Origin of the sequence: Sorangium sp. So ce726 (genome assembly GCF_051521405.1) — a bacterium.
Classification (GTDB): domain Bacteria; phylum Myxococcota_A; class Polyangia; order Polyangiales; family Polyangiaceae; genus Sorangium.
In genome coordinates this window covers 1,604,859-1,628,739 of record NZ_CP150349.1, presented here as the reverse complement: position 1 = coordinate 1,628,739, position 23,881 = coordinate 1,604,859, and the positions used below count along the sequence as shown (strand labels likewise).

Below are 23,881 nucleotides of genomic sequence, written 5' to 3'. Positions count from 1 at the left end.
CATGGCAGCAAAGCGAAAGACCCGAGCGCGCGAGGCCCAGCTCGCCTTCGAAGCCCTGTCGATCGAGGGTGGCCTCCTGTCACCCGAGTGGCTCTCGAAGGTCGCTCAGCTCCAAGCGGGCACCCAAGCCGAGGCGGACTACCGCATCCACAAGGGGCTCAACCTTCGCGACGAGATTGGCCGCTACTGGCGCATCGCCCAGGCGCACTGGGCCGACTTCAAGTCGGGGCGTGACGCGAAAGCCGACCCGAAGGCGGTGTCCGAGCGCTTCGTTCTCGCGCTCCTCCGCGACGCCTTCGGCTTCACGTCGCTGGCGACGGTCAAACCGGCCCTCCTTGCGGAGCGGACTTACCCCATCGGCCAAGCGGCGCTGGGTGGGCGCGTGCCCGTGGTCATCGCTCCGGCCGACAGCGGGCTCGATACGCCCGCCTCGGTGTTCGGCGATGGCAGCCGCAGGCGGAGCGCATTCGGCCTCGCGCAGGAGTACCTGAACGCGCAGGAGGGTGCCCTCTGGGGTATCGCCAGCGATGGCGCCTCGCTGCGCATCGTGCGCGACAACGCGAGTCTCACGCGCCCGGCGCGGATCGAAGCCGACCTCCAGCGCATCTTCACGGAGGCGCGCTACGCCGACTTCGCTGCGCTCTGGCTCCTCTGCCACGAGACCCGCTTCGGCCGTGAGGGCCAGCCGGTCACGGACTGCGCACTGGAGGCGTGGCGCAACGCCGGCCGCGAAGAGGGCACGCGCGCCCGCGAGCACCTGCGTCGCGGTGTCGAGGAAGCGCTCGCCGCGCTCGGTCAGGGCTTCCTTTCGCACGCTGAGAACCAGGCCCTGCGCGCCGACTTCCAGAACGGCACGCTGTCAGTGAAGGACTACTTCAACCAGCTCCTCCGGCTCGTCTACCGGCTCATCTTTCTCCTCACGGTCGAGGAACGCGGGCTGCTTCACCCCGACGGCACGAGCGACGCCGCCAAAGCCCTCTACGCCAACGGCTACGGCATCCGGCGCCTTCGCGAGCGCTCCGTGAAGCGCAGCGCCCACGACCGCTTCTCGGACCTCTGGGATGCAACCAAGGTGGTGTGTCGCGGGCTCGCGACCGGCGAGCCGCGCCTCGGCCTGCCGGCGCTCGCGGGCATTTTCGCGGCGAACCAGTGCACTGCGCTCGACTCCAGCAAGCTCGAGAACCGGGCGCTCCTGCTCGCGGTGTTCAAGCTCGCGTGGCTCCGCGAGGATGGAAGCCTCTCGCGCGTCAACTGGCGCGATATGGGCCCCGAGGAGCTGGGCAGCGTCTACGAGAGCCTCCTCGAGCTCGTCCCGCAGATCGCCAAGGACGGGCGCCAATTCGCGTTCGCGACCGGCGGCGAGACCAAGGGCAATGCGCGCAAGACGACCGGCAGCTACTACACGCCCGACAGCCTCGTGCAGGTGCTGCTCGACAGCGCGCTCGAGCCCGTCATCGCCGACACCATCGCCAAGAACCCGGCGAATCCGAGTGAGGCGTTGCTGGGCCTGTCGATCGTCGACCCGGCGTGTGGCTCAGGACACTTCCTCCTCGCCGCCGCGCGCAGGCTTGCGGCGCACGTCGCGCGCCTTCAGGCCAACGGCACGCCGTCGGCTGGCGAGTACCGGCACGCGCTCCGACAGGTCGTCGGCCACTGCATCTTCGGCGTCGACCTGAACCCGATGGCCGTCGAGCTTTGTAAGGTCGGTCTGTGGATGGAGGCCGTAGAGCCAGGGCTCCCGCTGACGTTCCTCAACTCGCACATCCAGCACGGTAATGCGCTCCTCGGCACGACGCCCGCGCTGATGGCGAAGGGCATTCCCGACGCCGCATGGGACGCCATCGAGGGCGACGACAAGAAGACCGCGAGCGCGCTCAAGAAGCGGAATAAGAAGGCCGCGGAGGGACAACGCTCGCTCGAAACCCTGTGGTCGAAACCGACCGACATCGGGGCCCACGCCGTCACGCGCGCCGTCGCCGAACTCGACGCTGCGAGTGACGCGAACGTCGAAGCGTTGGCGAAGAAGGAAGAACGGTGGGACGGCATCCTTGGATCGCCCGAGTACCGCCACCAGAAGTTCGTGGCGGACGCGTGGTGTGCTGCCTTCGTGTGGCCGAAGCAGCCCGGCGATCTTGCGGACGCCGCGCCGACGAATGAGCTGTGGCGACAGATTCGCGATAGCCAGGGCCAGGCGCCCGCGCTCACCACGTCCACGGTCGGCGAGTTCGCGGACCAGTACCGGTTCTTCCACTGGCACCTGCAGTTCCCGCAGGTGTTCGCAAAGGGCGGCTTCGACGTCATCCTCGGCAACCCGCCGTGGGAGCGCGTGAAGCTGCAGGAGCAGGAGTTCTTCGCGTCGCGCAGCGAGGAGATCGCGAACGCCGTGAACGCCGCAGCACGCAAGAAGCTGATCGCAAAGCTGCCGGACAGTGATGCCCAATTGTGGGAGGAGTGGAGCGCCGCGAGCCGCAGGGCAGAGGGCGAGAGCCACGTCATCCGCAACTCCGGCCGTTTCCCCCTTTGTGGCAAGGGAGACGTGAATACGTACGCGGTCTTCGCGGAGCACGACCGAACTGTACTCAGCGCGTCTGGACGTGCCGGGTTCATCGTGCCGACCGGCATCGCAACCGACGACACGACCAAGGACTTCTTCGCCGACCTAATGAACAAGCAGCATCTCGCAGCATTCTATGGCTTCGAGAACGAGGCTCGCTTGTTCGCGGGCATCGACCATCGAGTAAACTTCTGTTTGCTCGTTCTCTCGGGGCAGCGGGTCGCAGCTCCCGATTTTTCCGCGTTCATCAGGGACCCGGCGCTCCTGCGTAACCCTGACCGTGTCTACAAACTCACGAACGAGGACATTCATCTACTGAATCCGAACACAAACACATGTCCGGTCTTCCGGTCCCAGCGCGACGCCGAAATCAACGTCGCGCTCTATCGACGGGTCGGCGTGTTCTGGCGTGACTCCGAGGGAAACAGCGAGAACCAGTGGGGCATTCGCTTCGCTGCGATGCTCCATATGGCGAACGACTCAGGGCTGTTCCGATCTCGAAAGGAACTCGAACGAGACGGCGGCATTCTGGACGCAGGGCGCTACTTCGTAGGGTCCAAGGAGTATCTGCCCCTACTCGAGTCCAAGATGCTTTACCTGTGGAACCACCGCTTCGGTGATTTCGCGCTGTTGACTCCTGGTGAGCGTGAGCACATCTTGCCGCAAGTCCCGGATGACTTGCTCGGTCGCGCGCACTACCTGACGTCCCCCCGCTACTGGGTGGAGGTGCAGGAGGTCTCCGAGCGTCTAGACTCCGCTTGGAATCGATCGTGGGTGCTTGGCTGGCGACGCGTAACCGATGCTCGGTCCAGTGTCCGCACGCTGGTCGCGTGTGTCATTCCGCGGGCGGCCACGGGAGACTCGTTCTTTCTCGCACTGCCCGAGAAGCAACCTCTTCTCGCCGCGAATCTCTTGGCGAACATGTCGAGCTACGCACTCGACTACGGGACGCGACAGAAGCTCGCTGGCGTCAATCTCAACTACTTTATCATGAAGCAGTTGCCTGTCCTTCCCCCATCCACGTACGCAGCGACGACTCGATGGGGACTGGGGACGGTTCAGGAGTGGCTCGTTCCACGCATCCTCGAACTCACTTACACCGCATGGGACTTGGAGCCCTTCGCCCGCGACCTAGGCTATGCAGGCACTCCATTCCGCTGGGATGCAGAACGGCGGTTCCAGATTCGCTGCGAACTCGACGCGGCGTTCTTTCACCTCTATGGGCTGTCACGCGATGACGTCGACTACGTGATGGACACCTTCCCGATCGTCCGCAAGAACGACGAGAAGGCCCATGGCGAGTATCGAACCAAGCGCGTCATCCTCGAGGTCTACGATGAGCTGGCCAACGCCGCGCAGACGGGGAAGCCGTACCGCACACCCCTCGACCCGCTTCCGGCGGCGCCGGGCGCGAGCCACGGCACGTTCTCTCCCGACGGCACGCCGAAGGACTACGCCGAGGCGCTTCGCACCGGCCTGCTCTTCACGCTAATTAGCCGCAGCGGCGAGGCGGGTATCTCGTCGGGGACGCTCTCTCGAGCGCTTCTCTGGCTCCAGGACTCGAAACACGCCGCCTCGTGGCTTGAGGGCTCGGCGCTCGCCGACTTCGAGCGTGTTCGCGACTCGGACCCGCTCCTCGCTGAGGGCACAGCAGACAGCCAAGCGACCAAGCTGCTCGATGCGCTCGAGAACGAGAAGGCCATCACGCGTGATGCGAAGGGCATCGTGCGCCTGCGCGCGGAAAGCTCGATTCCCAACTGGCTTCCGCAGACGCCGACGCTGGCCAAGATCGCGAGCGTCATGCACACGGCGCTCGAGCGTGCTGAGCGGGGAGCCAGCACTACGCCGGCCGCCGAGAAACCTCCGGCCGGAAAGGCCAAGCGCGCATGACCAATCAGGCTCCGCGTCTTCACGTCGAACGTCTCGTGATCGTCGAGTCCCGCTCGCCGCTCAAGTTCATCCGAGACGTTCGACTGCACGCAGGGCTCAACATCGTCTGGGCTGAAGAGCTGGCAGCCGCCGACGGGACGGCGGAGGTGGAGCGTGCTGGCCACGGCGTCGGCAAGAGCACGTTCTCGCTCATGCTCCGCGCCGTGCTAGGGGACGAGGGCGCGGCGGTCAAGACGATGCGCGGGCATCTCGCGGAACACTACGGTAGCGGCGGCATCGCCGTCGAGTTGGTCGCCGGTGCGGAGCGGTTCGCGGTCTTCCGCTCGTTCGGCTCCCAGAGCCTCGCTCTCAAGAACGGCAGCGTGGAGAACCTATTCAAGGAGAACGCGAAGGTCGATGCGATCGACTTCGCAGCCTACGTGACCGCACTGGGAGAGCGGGCCTGCCTTCAGCACATGCCGACGCGCGCGCTGCCGGTCACCGGACAGGCCGTTGAGTGGGCCCATGTCCTGTGTTGGGTTGCCCGTGACCAAGCGTTGGGCCTGCGCCAGTACTTCGAGTGGCGAAACGACGACGGGACCGGACTGCGCCGCAAGGTGAAGGACCCACCAGCCCTGGTGCGACTCGTTCTCGGGCTTCCCACTGACGCGGAGGCGAAGGCCGAGGAGAGGGTCTCGAGCATCAACAACGACCTCTCGACGGCCCGCGATACGCTCAGAAGCGAGGAGCAGCGCGGCACGAATACTCGCGGCATCGTCGAGACGCAGCTCCGTACGTGGGCCGGCGTGAGCAACTCGCTCCAGATGGTCACGGATGACCTGTTCGCGGACTCGGTCGAGAAGGAGATTCAGCGCAAGACGCGGCAGATCGAGGCCAAGAACGAAGAAGACCGCACGGCGATCGCTGCGCTGGATCGCGAGTTCATCGAGCTCGCAGCCGAAATCCAAGCGCGAAGGCCCATCGTCCAGTTGACGAAAGATAGGTGGGACGAGACGGTGGCCCTTCGGAACAAGGATGAGAAGGCGCTGAAGGAGATCCGCGAGCGACGCGACAAACTTCTCACCCTGTCGGGGACCTGCCAATACGGAGGCGTAGCCTACAACGAGTGCCGTCACGTCCAGGAACAGCGCGACACGGTGAAGCTCACGGTGCAACGTGACATCGGGGTCCTTTCGAAGGCGGTCGACGAGCAGGACGACCGCGAGGCAAACGAGAAGGCCGACTACGAGCGGGGAGCGAAGGTACTTGCCGACTTGACGGACGCCCAACAGAAGAAGACCAAGCGCAAGACGGACCTCAACAACGCGATCGAAGCGCGGTTGCGTCAGCTTGGTGAAGGCGATGCGGTTCGTCGGACCCTCATGCAGTGGCAGGAAAGCCACCAGGCTCCTGAGACGGAGAAGTTGCGGGCCGCGCGCACTGCGGTCGTCGATCTCGAAAAGAAGCTCGAAGCCGCCAAAGGGGCGAAGGTCTCCGCGCAGCAGCAGCTGTCCGAACGCGAGCAACAGGTCAGCGCGCGAATGGCCAGGCTCGCCAAGGAGTTCGGCGTGAATGGTCGCTACGTCCCCTCGGACGAGAAGCGCCCGTTCCAGATGCTCGGCGCCGACGGGGACGCGTACACGGTCTTGGAGATTCTGCTCGGCGACCTTGCGTGCGCGGAGGACGGGGCAAACAGCGGCGGAGGCGCGCATCCCGGACTGTTGATCCTCGACTGCCCGCGAGAGCGAGAGATGAGCCCGCATCTCTACAACCGCTTCCTAACTCTCGTGGACGAAGTCTGCCGCAACGCAACTGGACTTCAGGTCATCATCACGACGACCACGCCACCGCCCGAGCCGCTTCGAGAACCTCCCACGCGCATCCTGAAGCTCTCGCGCGCCAGCGACGAAGACTTGCTCCTCAAGCGCCGCATCGAGAACCTGCTCGCACGGGCAACGCCGTCTTCACACGACGCGTCCGACGACGAGGAGTCATGAACTCGCGCAAGGCGGCTGGGCGACCGCCGCGCCCGACCAAGAAGCCCAAGACGGGCCGCTCGAAGAAAGTCGCAGCGCCGCTGCGACAATCGCCGGGCGCCGCCGTCGAGAAGGAGGCCCCCGTGTCCGGCGCCCAGCTCGATGCCGACGTGGCGGTGCTCGTGGGCGACATCGGCGCGATGATCGACGCCGCGCGCAAGCAGGTGTCGGTCACTGCGAACGCCGCGCTGACGGGGCTCTACTGGCAGATCGGCCAGCGCGTCCACACGGAGGTGCTCGAAGAGCGCCGCGCGGCGTACGGCGCCCAGATTGTCTCCGCAGCGGGGAGACAATTGGAGGCGCGCTACGGGCGCGGCTTCGGCGAGAAGAGCCTGCGGCACATGATCCGGTTCGCGCGCGCGTTCCCCAGTGCGGAGATGGTCTCCGCGCTGCGGAGACAATTGTCGTGGAGCCACTTCAAGCAGCTCATCTACATGGAGGACGAGCTGAAGCGCACCTTCTACGCCGAGATGTGCCGGGTGGAAGGGTGGTCGACGCGCGTCCTCGCCGAGCGCATCGACGGCATGCTCTTCGAGCGCACAGCGCTCTCCAAGAAGCCGGAGGCGCTGATCCGCGAGGAACTGGCCGCGCTGCACGAGAAAGGCGAACTCTCACCGGCGCTCGTGTTCCGCGACCCGTACATGCTCGACTTCCTCGAGCTTGCGGACACATACAGCGAGAAGGACCTCGAGTCGGCGATCCTCCGCGAGATCGAGCGCTTTCTCCTCGAGCTGGGGGCGGGCTTCGCCTTCGTCGAGCGGCAGAAGCGCATCACGCTCGACGGCGACGACTACTACCTCGACCTCCTGTTCTTCCACCGGCGCATGCAGCGGCTCGTCGCCATCGAGCTGAAGATCGGCGACTTCAAGCCTGCCGACTCCGGTCAGATGGAGCTGTACCTGCGCTGGCTCGACCGCCACGAGCGCCAGCCCTACGAGCAGGCCCCGCTCGGCATCATCCTGTGCGCAGGCAAGAAGCGCGAGACGGTCGAGTACCTGGACCTCGACACGCGGGGCGTCCATGTCGCCGAGTACCTGACCGAGCTGCCTCCTCGTGAGGTGCTCGAGGAACGGCTGCACCGTGCCATCGAAGCGGCGCGGAACCGGCTCGTCTTGGGCGCCGGCGTCGATGCCGTGATCGACGTGGCCCCGACGCGCACCGCGACGGTCAAGCGCAAGGGACGGAAGAAGTGACGACAGCTCTGTCGCCCATCATCGTCTCGCGCCTCGAGAAGGCAGCCACGGACAACGGCTTCGACCAAGAGCTCGAACGCGAGGGCCACTGGCTCGTCTTCGCCAGCACACATTGCCCGCTCCGCGTGTGGCTCGGTGCGTTTGGCGACGCCCTCTTCCTCGCCGCGTTCTCGCAGCAGAACGTCGCCCGTGCGCTTGGCGAGTACGGCACGCCGATGGCCGCGCCGATGCCGAAGGGCGCCGTCGCCGGGCGGACCGTGCCCGACGTGCCCGCGCTGCATCGGCTCCTGCGGCGCGCATTCCAGCTCTCGAAGGCACTTCCGAACGAGCTCCTTCACACGTTCGCGAAGCAGGTCGCCGCGCTGCCAAAGACCACGGAGGCCGAGCGCCTCGTGGTCCAGCGTGTTGGCCAGAATCTGTTCCGCGAAGGGCTCCTGGACCTGTGGGAGGGGCGCTGCGCCGTGACGGGGCTTGCCGTGCCCGCGCTCCTGCGCGCGAGCCACATCAAGCCGTGGGCTGACTGCGAGGCGGATGCCGAGCGGCTCGATGTCTACAACGGAATCCTGCTCGCGCCGCACCTCGATGCCGCGTTCGACCGCGGCTTCATCACTGTGGCGGACGACGGGGCGATCGTCGTGAGCCACGCGCTCGACGCCGAAGCGTGCACGACGCTGGGGCTCGACCGGCCGCTTCGCGCGCGCGGGCTGGCGGATGGCCACCGCACGTATCTGCCGTGGCACCGTGACCGGATATTCAACAGGAATGGAGCGGGGTGACGCTGGCGAGCTCTTCAATTCGCCCTCGTTTGGCCGGTGGCGAGTTGGTGACAGGTCAGCGGCTCCGTCCCGCCCGAAGGCCATCCGCTGTTGAACGCTCTCGGCTGCTCTCTCTCCAGACGACAGACCAGAGGGCGCGAACACCGCCCAGGACGCCTCGGTACACCTTCCTTCGCGCCCGCAGCGCGCTGTGCGCGAACACTGTTCACGCGCGCGTCGTGCTCGCCGAGCGCCGAATGCACGCGGAAACGAGGCCTCGCGTCTCGTCCGCTAGCTCCAGGAGCGGCTCGCGAGGCGCCGGGCAGCGTCTCGGTGCGACGCCTGGATGACCGTCACGCGCGGTCATTGGCGATGCGACCGTCGACGATCTCGATCACGCGTTCGCACTGCTCCGCGATGCGCGGATCGTGGGTGACGACGAGGAACGTCGTGCCGAGCTCGCGGTTGAATCGGCGCATCAACGCGAAGACCTCGGCCGACGACTCGGTGTCGAGGTTCCCCGTCGGCTCGTCGGCGAGGACGAGCGGCGGTCGGCGCGACAGCCACGCGTTGCTGCTGGCCGCCCGAGAGCGCAGTCGCCCTGAAGTTCATTCGGTCGGCGAGCCCCATCGCTCCGAGCAGCTCGGCCGCGCGCTCCTTCATGGTCGACGAAGGGAAGCCTTCGTCGCCCCAGGCGGGCGGCATCCCGTTCTCGAGCGCGGTGAATATGCGAGATGCCGTGTGCGCTGCACGGGCGCGCTCCGAGCCCGCGCCGGCTCAGTGAACCCGATGAGGTCGGAGGGGCTCGCTCAGCTCCGCGGCTCGCTCGGCGTCGTCCGTACCTTCAGCAGACCTCACGTCAGCGATGACGATGCCATCGTGGGAGCGATGACCTCGCCATCAAGGTGCTCGGGGATCAGGTGGGAGAAGTCATCGTCCGTGGTGAGCAGCGTCGCGCCGGCAGCCTTGGCGCAGGCCGCGATCCACAGATCGTTCTTTCCCATGTTGCGGGCGCCGTCGGGATGGCGCTGCGAGACCAGGTCGAGCTGCACGTACGCCTCGAGGACGGCTGGATGATTGATGTCCACGACAACCAGGTTATCGAGCGCATTCGAGAGCGCCTGGAGCTTGGCGTCGCCCCAGGCGTTGCGCAGCGCGAGCGCGCGCACCTCGCCGAGGCTGACCACGGACACGAGCGGACGTTGCGCAGCGGACCGCAGGCCGAAGCGCTCGTCGATGTACCGACCCAGCGCGTTACCGCGCACCAGCGGCAGAATCACGCTCGTGTCGAGCAGGTAGATCCGCTGGCTCACCGGATCGCCTCGAGCGCGCCGAGCAGCTCCTCATCGGTCTCGTCCCCGGGCCATGTGCCGAAGAACGCCGACACGCCAGTGGCCTCGTCCTGCGGCACCCAGGAGGCCACGGGCTTCCTGGCAGTAGCTTTTGGCGCGCTCTCGAACACGGTGTCACCAGCGCGCGCAGGGCCGAGATACTCGACGTCGATGACCAGGAGCTTGCCGGAGGGACGGAACTGGGCCATGCCCGAAACCACCACCCGCGAGCCGAACAGGGTCTTGAGCTGCTCGTTGTCGCGGGCGTCGAGCCGGGCAGCCACGGCAGTGCCATCGGCCAGCGTGAGCATGACGTCTGACTTCGTCGCGGAGATCGTGTCCAGCGTGCCGGTCACACGGACGGCCTTGGGATCCGGGGTCTCGTCGCGAAGGAGCTCGATCTTGCCCACATCGTCGAGTCGCACGACGAGGGGGGCGTCGAGCCCAGCAATGCCTTCGAGCTGTACGCCATGAAAGCCGTCACGCGCAGCCCGAGCGAACCGGACGCAGGTGTCGAGCAGCGCGCGGTCGGCGAGCACGCGATCTCGGTCGCCCCTCACGACGCTCGCGAGCACCCCCGCGAAGATGTCCACGGCCGAGCTGCTCGTCTCGATCAGCCGCTGCGCCTCGACGAACAGCGAGACTTGATGCGCGCCTCCAAAGCGCTCGGGCGCCACGTCGGCCAGCGTCGGAGCCTCGAGCGCCACGACGGCGGAACCAGCGGTCAGCCCCGTGATTTCCACGCGACAAGCCACATCGAGCCACGCGGGTCGCGGCCCCTTGCGCGTGCTCTCGCCCTCGACGACGAAGCGCGTCGCCTGGCGGGCCCCCTCGATCAGCGCGCCGACCGTCTCGAGAAGCACGTCTGCCGGAACGCGAAGCTCGCCGCGCATCCCTCCCAGCAGTGTCATGGTGTGCTTCTTCATCGCGGCCTCCCTCTCTATCCTCTCTATCTTCCGGTGTGCGGGCGGGACCGGCAAGGAGAGGAGGAGGAGCTGTGAACCCCAGAGCGAGGAGCCGTTCACCGTGAACCCAAGAGCACCGCTCGGTCTCGGCTCTCCGTGGGCCAAACCTTGTGGCTCGTCACGCGCCCCGTCTGGCTCTGCGCGATCTCCTGGGTTCCGCGTGCGCGCTGCGTGAGCTGCGGAAAAAACAAAGAGGCCTTGCCAGGTTTTCTGGCAAGGCCTCTTGTCGGCCTGGCACCCAGACCAGGGCGCCTCGGCGAAATAGCTCCAGCTGCTGGACTCGAACCAGCGACCCGGCGGTTAACAGCCGCCTGCTCTACCAACTGAGCTAAGCTGGAATGCGTTGGAGACGGGCGCGAGGATAGTCGGCGAGGCCTTCCCGTCAAGCGAATCCGCACCGCCGCTGAAGTTTACGTGACGCCCCGGTGTGCTCGCCCGCTCCGCGCGAGATTGCCCGCCCGGCGTGCTTCTGCGACAACGCCGCCGTGCAGCGCGCCGCCGTGCCCTTCCCGCCGCAGCCGCCGGACGCTCCGGCCCCCGCCGCCACCGCCCGCTCCGCCGGCCGCGGCGGCCTCGCCATCGCCGGCGCCAAGGTCTCCTTCATCCTCTTCGGCTTCGTCCAGCAGCTCATCCTCCCGCGGCTGCTCGGCACCGACGGCTACGGCGCGGTCTCCGTCGTCCTCGCGGGCGTCGGCGTCGTCAACAACGTCATCGTCGCGACCGGCATCCAGGGCGTCTCGCGCGCCGTCTCCAGCGTCGCGGAGCAGGACGTCGCCGCCGCCTTCCGCCGCACGCTCGCCCTGCACGCCATCCTCGCCGTCGTCGTCTCCGCCGGCTTCGCGCTCCTCGCCGGCGCCATCGCCGACTTCTCCGAGGCCCCGCACGTCGCCAACCCGCTGCGGCTCGCCGCCGCCGTCGTCCTCCTCTACGGCCTCTACGCCCCGCTCGTCGGCGCGCTCAACGGCCAGCGGCGCTTCGTCACGCAGGCCGCCTTCGACGTCGGCTACGGAGCGCTCCGCACCGCGAGCATCGCCACCTTCGCCCTGCTCTTCCTCCGCGCGGGCCAGAGCGGCGTCCTCGGCGCGATCGCCGGCTTCGTCGCCGCGGCCGCCGTCATCGTCCCCCTCGCGCTCACCAGGACCGGCCTTGGCCGCCGCGGCAGCGCCGGCCCCTCGATCCGCGAGCACGCCGCCTTCCTCCTGCCGCTCGCCGTCTCGCAGACGTTCCTGAACCTCCTGCTCCAGACCGACTTCTTCCTCCTCCGCCGCTTCCTCGGGCAGGCCACGAGCGGGCTCACGCTCGGCGCGAAAGCTGCGGACGATCTCATCGGCGTCTACCGCGGCGCGCAGCTCTTCGCGTTCCTGCCGTACCAGCTGCTCCTCTCGGTCACGTTCATCCTCTTCCCGATGCTCGCCCGCGCGCACGCCGAGCACGACCGCGCCGCGGTCCGCCGGTACGCCATGACCGGCGTCCGCCTCTCGTTCCTGCTCACCGGGCTCCTCTGCGCCCCGATCTCGGGCCTCGCCCCGCACGTCCTGCGCTTCGCCTTCCCGGTCGAGATCTGGAGCCGCGGCGGCGACACGCTCCGCATCCTCTCCCTCGGCATGGGCGCGTTCGCCGTCCTCGGCGTCGCCTCGGCCGCGCTCACCAGCCTGCACCGGGAGCGCGCGGCCGCCGCCCTCACCGCCACCACCGTCCTGCTCGTCGCCACCGGCTGCTCGATCGCCGTCCCGCGCGCCGCGTTCGGCCCCGACATGCTGGTGCGCTCCGCCGTCGCCACCTCGCTCGCGCTCGCCACCGCCGCGGTCGCCGGCGGCGTCCTGCTCCACCGCGCCGCCGGTGGCTTCGTCCCCGCCCGGACGGCGCTCCGCGTCGGCGCCGCGCTGCTCGCCGCGATCGCCGTGGGCGCGCAGCTCCCGTGGCTCGGCAAGATCGCCGTGCTCGGCGAGGCGCTCCTCGTCGCCCTCGTGTACCTCGCGGTGCTCGTCGCCACGCGCGAGGTCGGCCGCGAGGACCTCGCCGCCCTCAAGCAGGCGTTCGGGCGCGGCGCGCGGCGCGCCTAGCTCCGCCCGTCAGGAGTCCGGCCGGTGATCCGGGGAGAGATTTCAACGCAAAGGCGCAAAGGCGCAAAGGCGCAAAAAAGAACAGATTTTATGCATTTTTGCGTCTTTGCGCTCTTGGCGCCTTTGCGTTGAAATCTCTCCCCGATCGCGGCAGCTCGCCCCGCACCTCACCGCCGCGCGCGCCCGCCCGCGTCCGTCCTGACGCGCGCCCTGCGCGCCCGCCTACAGCTGCTTCCGCGCCCTCTTGACCGTCAGCCGGCGATCTCGCATACGGCCTCTCCCCCCAGCCCGGCCAGCGCCGCGCCCGCTCGAAGGCCGAGCGGGGCCCCACTGCGCGCCGGGCACGCACAGACAGGCGAAGACGTGGCCCCTCAATTCATCTTCACGATGCAGGATGTCCGGAAGGTGCACCCCCCGAACAAGGAGGTGCTGAAGGGCCTGTGGCTCTCCTTCTACCCGGGCGCGAAGATCGGCGTCCTCGGCTCGAACGGCGCCGGCAAGAGCACCCTGCTGCGCATCATGGCGGGCGTCGACAAGGAGTACCTCGGCGAAGCGAAGCCCGCCGACGGCATCCGCATCGGCTACCTCGCCCAGGAGCCGCAGCTCGAGGCGGGCAAGACCGTGCAGGAGCACGTCGAGATGGCGGTCCACGACGTCCGCTCCCTCGTCCAGCGCTTCGAGGAGATCGGCGCGAAGCTCGGCGAGTCGCCCCCCGACATGGAGGCGCTCCTCGAGGAGTACGCCGCGCTCCAGGACAAGATCGAGGCCGCGAACGGCTGGGAGATCGACCGCGTCGTCGAGCGCGCCATGGACGCCCTCCGGCTGCCGCCGCCCGACGCCGACGTCACCAAGCTCTCCGGCGGCGAGCGCCGCCGCGTCGCCCTCTGCAGGCTCCTCCTCGAGAAGCCGGACATCCTGCTGCTCGACGAGCCGACCAACCACCTCGACGCCGAGAGCGTCGCCTGGCTCGAGCGCTTCCTCCACGAGTACCCCGGCACCGTCGTCGCGGTCACCCACGACCGGTACTTCCTCGACAACGTCGCCGGCTGGATCCTCGAGCTCGACCGCGGCGCCGGCATCCCGTACGAGGGCAACTACACCGGCTGGCTCGAGCAGAAGAAGAAGCGCCTCGAGCTCGAGCAGAAGCAGGAGAGCGCGCGCAAGCGCACCCTGGAGCGCGAGCTCGAGTGGGTGCGCCTGGCCCCGCGCGCCCGCCAGGCCAAGAGCAAGGCCCGCCTCGCCGCCTACGAGACCCTGCTCGCCGAGGACAGGTCGAAGAAGGTCGAGGAGAACGAGATCCACATCCCCGCCGGCCAGCGGCTCGGGAACGTGGTCGTCGAGGCCGAGCACCTCCGCAAGGGCTTCGGCGATCGCGTCCTCATCGACGACCTCAGCTTCTCGCTCCCGCGCGGCGGCATCGTCGGCATCATCGGGCCGAACGGCGCCGGCAAGACCACGCTCTTCCGCATGATCATGGGCCTCGAGCAGCCCGACGGCGGCGCGCTCAAGCTCGGCGAGACCGTGGAGCTCGCGTACGTCGACCAGTCGCGCGACGCGCTCAACCCGACCAACAACGTCTGGCAGGAGATCTCCGGCGGCGAGGATCGCCTCCTCGTCGGCAAGCGCGAGGTCAACTCGCGCGCCTACGTCGCGAGCTTCAACTTCGCCGGCAGCGACCAGCAGAAGAAGGTCCGCGATCTCTCGGGCGGCGAGCGCAACCGCCTCCACCTCGCCAAGCTGCTCCGCCGCGGCGGCAACGTCCTCCTGCTCGACGAGCCCACCAACGACCTCGACGTCGACACGCTCCGCTCGCTCGAGGAGGCGCTGCTCAACTTCGCCGGCTGCGCCGTGGTCATCAGCCACGACCGCTGGTTCCTCGACCGGATCGCGACCCACATCCTCGCCTTCGAGGGCGACAGCAAGGTCGTCTGGTTCGAGGGCAACTACGCCGACTACGAGGCCGACCTGAAGCGCCGCCTCGGCGCCGACGCGGCCGAGCCCCGCAAGCTCCGCTACCGCAAGCTCACCGCGGGCTGACCCGGCCCGACGCGCCTCGCACGGCGCCCCCGCGGCGTTCCACCCTGGAGCACGTTTCCGGTCGGGTGCGACGCGCACACACCGGTATTTTCCAGGCACAGGATCACCCCACCCACGTAAGCGTCCGACCGCTCTTCAGCTAAGCTGCGCCCCGATGCACGGCACGAGGAGAAAGGGCTCCCCGCCGAGCGCCCGCAGGGACTGGGGGCGCCTCGCCGTGCGCGTTTTGTGCGCCGTGTTCGCGATGATCGGCGCGATCCCGCTCGCGCTCGGCTTCCTCGTGCGCACCGAGACGGTGCGGGCCTGGGCGGCGCGCGAGACGGCCGCGCTGCTCCAGAGCGAGCTCGGCATCACGGCCCACTACGACGTGCGCGTCCAGGCCTGGCCCCTCATGGTCGGCCTGAACCGGCTCGTCGTCGACTCCTCGGACGGCGGCGCGCCGTTCCTCGAGCTCGAGCGCGTGGCCATCCGCCCGCGCCTGTTCTCGCTGCTCGCGGGGCACATCGACGCAGGCGACGTCGAGATCATCGGCCCCCGCGTCCGCGCGGTGGTGAAGGACGGGGAGCTCAAGAACCTCACCCTCCCGAGCACCGGCAAGGGCGGAGGGGGCGGCCTTGGCCGCGCGCCGCTCTCCTCGGTGGCCATCACCGACGCGCGGCTCGACCTGACGATCGACAACGTCCGCGTCCAGGCCAGCGAGGTCGACGTCGACGTCTCCGCCGAGCCGTCGGACGCGTTCGAGATCGCGATGCGCTCCGGCCTCGTCTCGGTCGTCCGCACGCACGCGGCGCCCGGCCACGAGGCCGAGGAGGACAGCGTCGACGAGGACGTCGTCTGCCGCTTCGACACGCGCGTCCGCGTCGAGCCGGGCCGCGCGCTCGTCCGCCGGCTGATCCTGGAGGGCGCCGCCGACTTCGACCCGGATCCCGGCACCGCGCCGCCCTGCGCGCTCCAGGACGGCGACTGGCGCCGGGTGGAGCTCGAGCTCGGCGCCCTCCGCGCCGTCGGCCTCGGCGACGGCATGCCCCACCGGATCGAGGGCCGCGTGCGGGCGCGCCTCCCCGTGCCGATCGTGCATCGCTTCCTGAACCTGCCGCCCGCGTCCGGCTCGGTCTCGCTCGACGTCGACGCGGAGTACGACGCGGCGTCCGCGCCGCTCGGCCTGGCGCTCCCCCGCGTCAAGGGCACGCTCCTGCTCGACCGCCCGGGCCTCGACGGCAGGGTCTTCGTCACGCGCCTCGCGGGCAAGGTCTCGACGACCCCCGACGCCGTGCAGCTCTCCGACGCCGACGTCGCCTGGGCCGACGGCACGCTGAAGATCTCGAGCGCGGAGATCAAGCCGTTCGAGAAGGGCGTGCCGCTCCAGGCCGGGCCGATCGACCTCGCCAACATCGAGCTGCCGGGTCTGCTCCGCGACCTCGCGGTCCACCCGCAGGCGCACGTCGCGTGGACGCTGCGCGAGGGGAGGTTCGATCGCTTCGGCGGCACGCTGTCCCCGCTCTCCCTCGAGGGCCCGCTCGCCGTGCAGACGCACGGCTTCGACATCTTCGATCGCCCGACGAAGGACCCTGCCCGCAAGCGCCTGATGGGCGTCAAGGAGGGCACGGTCCGCGGCTCGTTCCAGGTGCGTCCAAACGCCGTCGTGCTCTCGGGGTTCTCGCTCGACACGCCGAGCTCGCACCTCAGGACCACCGTCTCGCTCGGCTTCAACGACCAGCTCGGGGTCGAGGTCCACCCGGGCTCGCGCGTGGACCTCGCCGAGGTCTCCCCGCTCGCCGCGCTCGAGCTCGCCGGCGTCGCCACGATGAAGGCCGCGATGCACGGCTCCTTTGCGCACCCGAAGCTCACCGGCGAGATCGGCATCGAGAAGTTCGTGTTCGGGGGCTTCCCCATCGGCGACCTCGAGCCCTCGCCGGTCGCGTTCGAGCCGCTCGCCCTGACGCTCGAGAACGCGCGGGTCCGGCACGGGGCGAGCCGCGTCCGGATCCCGTCGATCAAGGTCGATTTCGACCCGGCCGGCAACCTGCCCAAGGGTCGCCCGCTCGACAGCTCGTCAGGGATCGTCGTCGTGGACGCGACCGTCGACACGCGCGAGGCGCCGCACCTCGCCGCGCGCGACCTCCTCGAGGTGCTCCGCCTCGACAAGGATCCGCGGTTCGCCGCGTACAAGGCGACCGCGAGCGGGACGGCCCGCGCCCACTTCGCGCTCGGCGGCCCCGAAGACCGCTGCGGCGGCGGCTACCTCGCCGTGAACGCGGGCATGCGGCTCACCGGCATCGAGCTGCTCGACGAACGCTTCGACGAGGGCGAGGTCGACCTTGACATGATCTGGGACGACCAGGCCGCCGGCGCCGACGGCATGCGGCTCGACGTCCGCTCGGCGTCGCTGCGCAAGGGCACGGGCTCCGTGCTGGCGAGCGCCTCTGTGGCGCACGGCGGCGCGCTGAAGGGGAGCGTCATCGCGAGCGGCCTCCCGCTCTCGCGGATCGACGGGCTCGGGGCGGCGGCCTCGCAGTTCGACGGCTCGGTGTCGGTCGTCGCCAGCCTGGGCGGCACCGTGAGCAGGCTCTCCGGCTTCGCGGACGTCCACGTCTCGCGCGTCGGCATCCGCCGCACCCACGCGAGCCTGCCGCCCTCGCGGGTCGAGCTCACGATCGTGCCGACCGACAAGGCGCCGAAGGTCGTCGGCAGGACGCCGATCTGCGGCAACCCCCAGGGCGCGCCGTTCGATCCGGCGGAGTACGAGCGCGACCTCCCCGACGGATCCATCGTCGCGAACGGCTCGCTGTTCGGCGGGCAGGTCGCGCTGAAGGGGCTCCGCGTCACGCGCCAGCGGCGCAAGATCGTGGACGGGGACGTGCGCATGGAGGCGCTCGACCTCGGCACGCTCGCGAACGCGATCCCGGGCGCCGTGCTCGCGGTGGCGCCGAAGGGCACGATGACCGGGTCGCTCGACATCGAGCGGCTCCCCCTGGCCGATTTCCGGCAGGCGGCGCTCACGCTCACGGTCGACGCGCTCAAGCTCGATCGGGAGGGCCAGGGGGTCCACCTCACGAGCCCGAGCGGCCCGATCCGCCTCTCGGGCAACACGCTGAAGGTGCCGGAGCTCCACCTCGAGGCGCACACCGCCTCGCGCCTGTCCGCCGCGTTCACGGCGTCCGGCGAGATCAAGCGGGTGTTCACGGCGCCGGACCTCGACATGGCGATCCGGGTCAGCCCGACGAACCTGTCGCGGCTCAGCGCCGACATCCCGCAGATCCGGCACGCGCGGGGCACGGTGCAGGCCGAGGTCCAGGTGGCCGGACCGCTCCAGGGGCTGCGCTACACGGGCTCGGCGACGCTCAAGGAGGGAGAGCTCGACGTGGTCGGCCTGCCGGTCTCGCTCGACGACATCGACGTGGAGATCGCGATCGGCGGCGACCAGGTGCGCCTCACGAAGGCGAGCGCGCGGGTCGGCACGGGCACGGTGACCGCGGTGGGGCACATGCCGGTGCGCGGCCTGACCCTCGGCACGGCGCAGGCCTCCATCGTGGCGACCGGCGTGAAGCTGCCGGTCGCGGAGGGGGTGAACCTCACCGCGAACGCCAACCTGACGGCGAGCTTCAGGCCCGGCGTCGAGGACGACGCGTCGGGGGAGAAGAACCTGCCGCGGGTCGAGGGGAAGATCACGCTCACGTCGTTCAGCTACACGCGGCCCATCCTGATGAGCATGGACCTCGGCGATCTCACGGGGCGCCAGCGGACGACGGTGCAGACGTACGACCCCGCGGACGACGTGGTCCGGTTCGACGTCACCGTCGCCTCGCCGAACCCGCTCCGCTTCTCGAACGATCTCGCCGACATGCGGCTCGAGGTCTCGCAGCCCGGGCTCGCGCTCTCGGGCACGAACCAGCGCTTCGGCGCGCGCGGCACGCTGCGCATCCTGCCCGACTCGAAGCTCATGCTGCGGAGCACCGAGTTCGAGGTCCGGGACGGCTACGTCCGCTTCGACGATCCGTTCCGCATCGCGCCCAAGGTCGACGTGCGCGCCGAGAGCGAGTACCGCCGCTACACGTCGACGAGCTCTGCCGCGGCGGACGCGACGTCGGGCGCGGAGCCCGCGGCGCCGACGGCCGCGGCCGCGGGCAGCAGCGCAAACTCCAGCGGGCTCTGGCGCATCAAGCTGCACGCCCAGGGCGACGCCGACAACCTCCAGCTCAACCTGACGAGCGATCCGCCGCTCAGCCAGGAGGACATCGTCCTGCTGCTGACGCTCGGCATGACGCGCGCCGAGCTCAACCAGGGCGTCGTGTCGTCGCTCGGCGAGACCATGGGCCTCGAGGCGCTCTCGTCGCTGACGGGCGCCGACAAGGCGGTGAAGACGATGGTCCCCCTCATCGACGAGTTCCGCTTCGGCACCGGCTACTCGTCCAAGAACGGCGCCCCGGAGCCGACGGTGACGATCGGCAAGCGCATCACGGACGCGGTGCGCGCCAACGTGACGACGGGGCTCTCGCAGGGCAGCCAGGTGCGCGCGGGCGTCGAGGTGAAGCTCAGCGACCGGATGAGCCTCCAGGGGTCGTACGACAACACGAACGACGCCTCGAGCTCGCCGCTCGGCAACGTGGGCGCCGACCTGAGGTGGCGGCTCGAGTTCGAGTGACGTTCGAGCCGCGGCTCGAGCTCGAGTGACGTTCGCGTGACGCTCGATCCGCGGCCGTCAGGTGGCCGCGGCGAGCGCCGCGTCGAGGGCGCCGTACCGGTCGTCGCGGCCGGAGACCCACTGCTTGTGGCCCATGAGCTCGAAGATGCGCCGGTGCTTCGGGTTCTTCCAGGTCATGCCGAGCAGCGCGCGCTGGAACGCCTCGGCCTTCGCCTCGGGCAGCGCCGGCAGCGCGTCGAACATCGCGAAATCGTAGGCCGGCGTGGTCCAGAGGACGTCGACCCGGCGGAGATCGATGTGGCCGTTCGCCTGCTCGGCGAGCCACACCGCGTCCCCGACCGCCGCCGCCTGCGCCTTGCCCTCGTGCAGCGCCGCGAGCGCCTGGACCTCGCTCGTCGCGGTGTCCCCGTGCTTGCCGACGTCCACATCGAACGGCATGAGCTGGATCTTCTCCACGGCCACGCCCGCCTGCCGGAGGAAGTGGAGCGGCAGGATGCGCGCGTGCGCCGAGTCGACGCTCCCGACAGCGAGCGCCTTGCCCTCCAGATCGCTGAGCGCCCCGACGGCGGCGTCGCGGCGGACGAGGAGCTTGCTGTGGAAGTCGCGATCGATCTCGCGCATCGCGAGCGAGCGGGACCGGCCCTCGGTCTGCCGCTTCACCCGCACGTGCGCGACGGCGCTGTTCCAGGCGACGTCGATGTGCCCGCGGATCAGCGACTCGACCTGGCGCTCGTACGTAGAGAACAGCGCGAAATCAATCAGGATTCCATGTTCGCGGAAGTGCTCGCGCAGGCTCTCCCACAGCGTCACCACCTTGGCGTCATGCGCCACGGCGCCGACGAGCATCGCCAGGTCCTTCATCCGGTGCCTCGCACGGGCGGCGACGCTAGCACGAGCTCTGCCCGCCGAGAGCCCCGCGTCTCGCACATCGGCGCCTCGCGGGCGGCCTCTTGCCCATCCAGCGCCCAACCGGGCTACGCTGCGTCCGTCGTGCACGCCGGCGCCGGTTCATTTCAGTTTCGTCCCCCGGCGCTCCGCGCCTGATGGCTCGCTTCCGTTCCGCCCTCATTCCCCTTCTGCTCGGCTTTTTGCCGCTCGGCGCGATCGCCGTCCCGGCGCACGCCGACCCGACCCCCGCACGTCCGGCTCAGGCCAACCTCAACCCCGGTCAGGCCAACCTCGCCCCTGTTGACCCTTCGGCACAGGCCGTGCCAGCGGGCGAGGCCGGCACCCAGGCCACCGACGTGCCGTCGCTCGGCCAGCCGCTGGCCCTCGGAGAGCTCGTCGGCAAGCCGATCGTCCGCATCGATGTCGCCGCGCAGGGCGACCGATGGCAGATCGTCTCGCCGGTCACCAGCGTCGACCTCGGCGAGCCGCTCAGCCCCGACGCCGCGCGCCGCGCCATGCGCGAGTTGCTCGCCTCCGGCAACTTCGCCCGCGCGTCGGCCGAGGCGTACGCCGTGCCGGACGGCGCCGCGCTCCGGATCGTCGTCGTCCCCCGCCGGAGCATCGCCACCGTCCAGATCACCGGCGGCGCGCTCGACCGGCAGGACACCCTCGAGGCCGCCGGCATCGCCGAGGGCGGCGAGATCACCGCGGCCACGCTGGCCGAGATCAGCCCCCGCATCCGCGCGTTCTACGCGCTTCATGGCTACCCCGCGGCCGCCGTCACGATCCGCGCCGTCGACACCGACGAGCCCTCCCAGGTCGTCCTCGCCCTCAACATCGAGGCCGGCGCGCCGCGCGTCGTCTCCGAGCGCGTCTTCGTCGTGGCGCCGCGCGCGGACCGGGAGCTCGGCTCGCTCAAGCAGAGCTACGGCCTCGGCGTCGGCGCCCGCGTCGACGAGCCCGCCCTCGCCGAGGCCGACCGTGAGATGGCCGAGCTGCTCCGCCGGAGCGGCTTTCACGAGGCCGAGGTCTCCCACCGCGTGCTCGCGGTCGGCCCGCACAACTACCTCTACGTCTACCTCGAGCCCGGCGCGCGCATCGTCCCCGTCTTCGACGGCAACCGCACCTTCGACGACGACGCCCTCGAGGCCGCGCTCGACCTCGGCGAGACGACCGAGACGAAGACGAACGATCTCACCGATCGGCTCCGCGCGTTCTACGTCACGCGCGGCTTCCTCGACGCCGAGGTCACCCCCTCGCTGGGCGGCAAGCCCGAGGATCCGGTCCGTTACCTGACGTTCACCGTCCGCGAGCACGAGCAAGTGCGCGTCACCAAGCGCGTCTTCCCTTGCCTCACGGGCGACCTCAGCCCGGACGACCTCGGCCGCGAGATCGAGAGCTTCCTCGAGGAGGACCTGCCCGGCGCCAACGCCTTCGCGATGCCCGACCCGCGAGGCATCTCGGACCTCTTCGGCCCGACCCGTGGCGCCGGCGGCCGGGCCAGGCCTGTCGAGCTCATCCCCTCGATGACGTACGCGCAGGAGACCTACGAGCGCGCCCTCAAGCACCTTCGCGATCTCTACTTCAGCAAGGGCTACCTGAACGCCGTCGTCGGCCCGGTCTCCGTGCTCCGCGCCACCTGCTCGCGCCGCTCCCCGCCGGGCGCCTGCATCCCCGAGCCGGTCGCCGAGCGCGTCACGGCCCAGTGCCTCACCGACGCGCAAGGGCTCCCCCTCCCCGAGCCGCCCGTCCCCGCCGCCCTCACGTGCCGCCCCGACGCCGCCCGGCACCTCGCGTGCGCCCCCGAGGTGACGCTCCGCATTCCGGTCCATCCCGGCCCGCAGACCGAGCTCTACGATCTCGCCTTCGAGGGGAACAAGGGATTCTGCGGCCAGGCCGGCCTGACCGAGCGCGACCGCGCCCTCTGCGCCGAGGAGCGGCCGTTCAGCGAGCGCTGGCTCAGCGACCTCGCTGATCTGAAGGTCGGACAGCCCCTCTCGACGCTCGCGCTCGACGCCGCGCGGCTGCGCATCATGGATGCTTACCGCGACCTGGGCTACGCGTTCGCCGAGGTCCGCACGGCCATCGAGCCCTCGCCCGACCGCACGCGCGCCCGCGCGCGGTTCATCGTCTCGGAGCGAGATCGGGTGTTCGTCACCGGCATCGTCGTCAAGGGCGCCGTCCGGACCGACGAGCAGCTGATCCTCCGCCGCGTGCTGCTCCGCGAGGGCGCGCCGTTCCGCCAGTCGCAGGCCCGCCTGAGCGAGGAGCGCATCGCCACGCTCGGCCCCTTCTCCAGCGTGTCGATCTCGCTCGAGGATCCCGACGTCCCGCAGAAGAACAAGCGGGTCGTCATCCACGTGGTCGAGCAGCTGCCGCAGTACCTCAACCCGCAGATCGGGTTCTCGACCGGCGAGGGCGCACGCCTCGCCTTCGAGTACGGACACCGCAACATCGGCGGCCGCGCCATCGGCCTCACGATGGGCGTCCAGCTCAGCTACCTGTTCGAGTTCATGATCGTGGACAAGGCGGCGAGCCGCCACTACGAGGAGCTCCAGGTCGACGACCAGCTGGAGCGCCGCATCGCGGTCTCGGTCACGCTCCCGGACATCGGCCTCGGCCCGCTCGTCAGCATGTCGCTCGCGGGCATCAACGTGCGCGACAACCAGCTGGATTTCGGCGTCACGAAGACGGCGATCATCCCCGCGATCACCTACCGCCCGCGGCGCGCCGTGACGACGCAGCTCGCCCTGTCGACCGAGCTGAACAAAGTCGGATTCTTCCCGGGCGCCGTCGGCGCCGACAAGCGGGATATCCTCGACCAGCTGCGCATGCCCGAGGGCGAGACGATCGCCCTGGCGCAGCGGCTCGACGCGTCCTGGGACACGCGGGATACCCCCTTCGCCGCGACCCGGGGCTTCCTCCTCTCCGGCGGCGTCGAGCACGTCGACGCCTTCGACGCCTTCGCCTCGGTCCGGACCCAATCGAACTTCCCCGAGAGCCACTTCCTGCGATTCACGGGCCGCGTGTCGGGCTATATCCCCCTCGCGCCGCGGTCGCGGCTCACCCTCGCCCTGAGCCTGTCCGGAGGGTATATTCAGCCGCTCGTGGCCGAGAGCGGGACTTATCCAGATCGCCTGTTCTTCCTCGGCGGCGTCGACTCGCTCCGTTCCCATCTGGCCGAGTCGCTCTATCCGGAGGACGGGCTCGAGGAGGCGAGGAAGGCGCTGGGCGGGGACGCCCAGGTCTCGACCGACGATATCCCGCGCGGCGGGACGGTGATGGTGAACCCCCGCGCCGAGCTGCGCATTCCGCTGACGGATCTGCTCCAGCTCGGGCTCTTCCTCGACGCGGGCAACCTCTGGATCAGGGCGAAGAACGTCAACCTCGATCCGCGGCTCTTGCGTTACGGGCTCGGCGCCGGCCTGCGGGTGAACACGCCCATTGGCCCCCTCGCCTTCGACTACGGCTTCAACCTGGATCCGCGCGACGAGCTGGACGAGATCGACGGTGCACTCCACTTCTCCGTGGGGCTCTTTTGACAGGCC

Annotated in this window: 11 protein-coding genes, 1 tRNA gene and 1 pseudogene; 8 read left to right on the top strand and 5 right to left on the bottom strand. The window is 69.5% G+C overall.

Features of this window, described 5'->3' with window-relative positions:
* The first annotated feature begins 1 nt into the window (after nt 1).
* The 4 genes from WME79_RS06075 to WME79_RS06060 are packed head-to-tail and all read left to right on the top strand — an operon-like array spanning nt 2 to nt 8,428.
* Nucleotides 2-4,444, top strand: coding sequence for an Eco57I restriction-modification methylase domain-containing protein (locus WME79_RS06075; RefSeq protein ID WP_437533141.1), 4,443 nt, complete (start codon nt 2-4; stop codon nt 4,442-4,444).
* Nucleotides 4,441-6,420, top strand: a complete 1,980-nt coding sequence (locus tag WME79_RS06070; protein ID WP_437533139.1) for a hypothetical protein — start codon at nt 4,441-4,443, stop codon at nt 6,418-6,420. The genes WME79_RS06075 and WME79_RS06070 overlap by 4 nt, the downstream gene beginning before the upstream one ends.
* Nucleotides 6,417-7,652 (top strand): PDDEXK nuclease domain-containing protein, encoded by a 1,236-nt coding sequence (locus tag WME79_RS06065; protein WP_437533136.1) that lies wholly within the window; start codon nt 6,417-6,419, stop codon nt 7,650-7,652. Before WME79_RS06070 ends, WME79_RS06065 begins: the two co-directional genes overlap by 4 nt.
* Nucleotides 7,649-8,428, top strand: a complete 780-nt coding sequence (locus WME79_RS06060) for an HNH endonuclease (RefSeq protein WP_437533133.1) — start codon at nt 7,649-7,651, stop codon at nt 8,426-8,428. The genes WME79_RS06065 and WME79_RS06060 overlap by 4 nt, the downstream gene beginning before the upstream one ends.
* 332 nt (nt 8,429-8,760) lie before the next feature.
* On the opposite strand, the pseudogene WME79_RS06055 reads toward WME79_RS06060, so the two are convergent.
* From WME79_RS06055 to WME79_RS06040, 4 genes and pseudogenes are all read right to left on the bottom strand, one after another.
* Nucleotides 8,761-9,133: pseudogene (locus WME79_RS06055) on the bottom strand (ABC transporter ATP-binding protein); the annotation flags it as partial.
* Between the two features lie 128 nt (nt 9,134-9,261).
* On the bottom strand, nt 9,262-9,720 hold the full coding sequence (locus WME79_RS06050; protein ID WP_437533130.1) for a PIN domain-containing protein: 459 nt from the start codon (nt 9,718-9,720) through the stop codon (nt 9,262-9,264).
* Nucleotides 9,717-10,649 carry a hypothetical protein gene (locus WME79_RS06045; RefSeq protein WP_437533128.1) on the bottom strand — a complete coding sequence of 311 codons (933 nt, stop codon included), beginning with the start codon at nt 10,647-10,649 and terminating at the stop codon, nt 9,717-9,719. Before WME79_RS06045 ends, WME79_RS06050 begins: the two co-directional genes overlap by 4 nt.
* Nucleotides 10,650-10,968: 319 nt before the next feature.
* Nucleotides 10,969-11,041, bottom strand: a tRNA-Asn gene (locus WME79_RS06040).
* An 87-nt stretch (nt 11,042-11,128) separates the two neighbouring features.
* Here WME79_RS06040 and WME79_RS06035 point away from each other — a divergent pair.
* From WME79_RS06035 to WME79_RS06025, 3 genes are all read left to right on the top strand, one after another.
* Nucleotides 11,129-12,766, top strand: a complete 1,638-nt coding sequence (locus WME79_RS06035; RefSeq protein WP_437533125.1) for a lipopolysaccharide biosynthesis protein — start codon at nt 11,129-11,131, stop codon at nt 12,764-12,766.
* A gap of 363 nt (nt 12,767-13,129) precedes the next feature.
* Entirely contained in the window at nt 13,130-14,803 is a 1,674-nt protein-coding gene (gene ettA, locus WME79_RS06030) for an energy-dependent translational throttle protein EttA (RefSeq protein WP_437533122.1), read from the top strand.
* A gap of 217 nt (nt 14,804-15,020) precedes the next feature.
* Nucleotides 15,021-19,445: a translocation/assembly module TamB domain-containing protein gene (locus WME79_RS06025; protein WP_437533119.1), complete on the top strand. Its 4,425-nt coding sequence runs from the start codon at nt 15,021-15,023 to the stop codon at nt 19,443-19,445.
* Nucleotides 19,446-19,502: 57 nt separating this feature from the next.
* Here WME79_RS06025 and WME79_RS06020 read toward each other — a convergent pair whose 3' ends face one another.
* Complete coding sequence (locus WME79_RS06020) at nt 19,503-20,306, bottom strand: phosphate/phosphite/phosphonate ABC transporter substrate-binding protein (RefSeq protein ID WP_437533116.1); 804 nt, start codon at nt 20,304-20,306, stop codon at nt 19,503-19,505.
* Nucleotides 20,307-20,488: 182 nt separating this feature from the next.
* Between WME79_RS06020 and WME79_RS06015 the strand changes: the two genes are divergently transcribed.
* Nucleotides 20,489-23,875, top strand: coding sequence for a POTRA domain-containing protein (locus WME79_RS06015; protein WP_437533113.1), 3,387 nt, complete (start codon nt 20,489-20,491; stop codon nt 23,873-23,875).
* Nucleotides 23,876-23,881 lie beyond the last annotated feature (6 nt).

Coding starts and splice junctions, on each gene's coding strand:
- WME79_RS06045 (WP_437533128.1), bottom strand. CDS start 10,649: ATGACACTGCTGGGAGGGATGCGCGGCGAGCTTCGCGTTCCGGCAGAC.
- WME79_RS06015 (WP_437533113.1), top strand. CDS start 20,489: ATGGCTCGCTTCCGTTCCGCCCTCATTCCCCTTCTGCTCGGCTTTTTG.
- WME79_RS06020 (WP_437533116.1), bottom strand. CDS start 20,306: ATGAAGGACCTGGCGATGCTCGTCGGCGCCGTGGCGCATGACGCCAAG.
- WME79_RS06070 (WP_437533139.1), top strand. CDS start 4,441: ATGACCAATCAGGCTCCGCGTCTTCACGTCGAACGTCTCGTGATCGTC.
- WME79_RS06065 (WP_437533136.1), top strand. CDS start 6,417: ATGAACTCGCGCAAGGCGGCTGGGCGACCGCCGCGCCCGACCAAGAAG.
- WME79_RS06075 (WP_437533141.1), top strand. CDS start 2: ATGGCAGCAAAGCGAAAGACCCGAGCGCGCGAGGCCCAGCTCGCCTTC.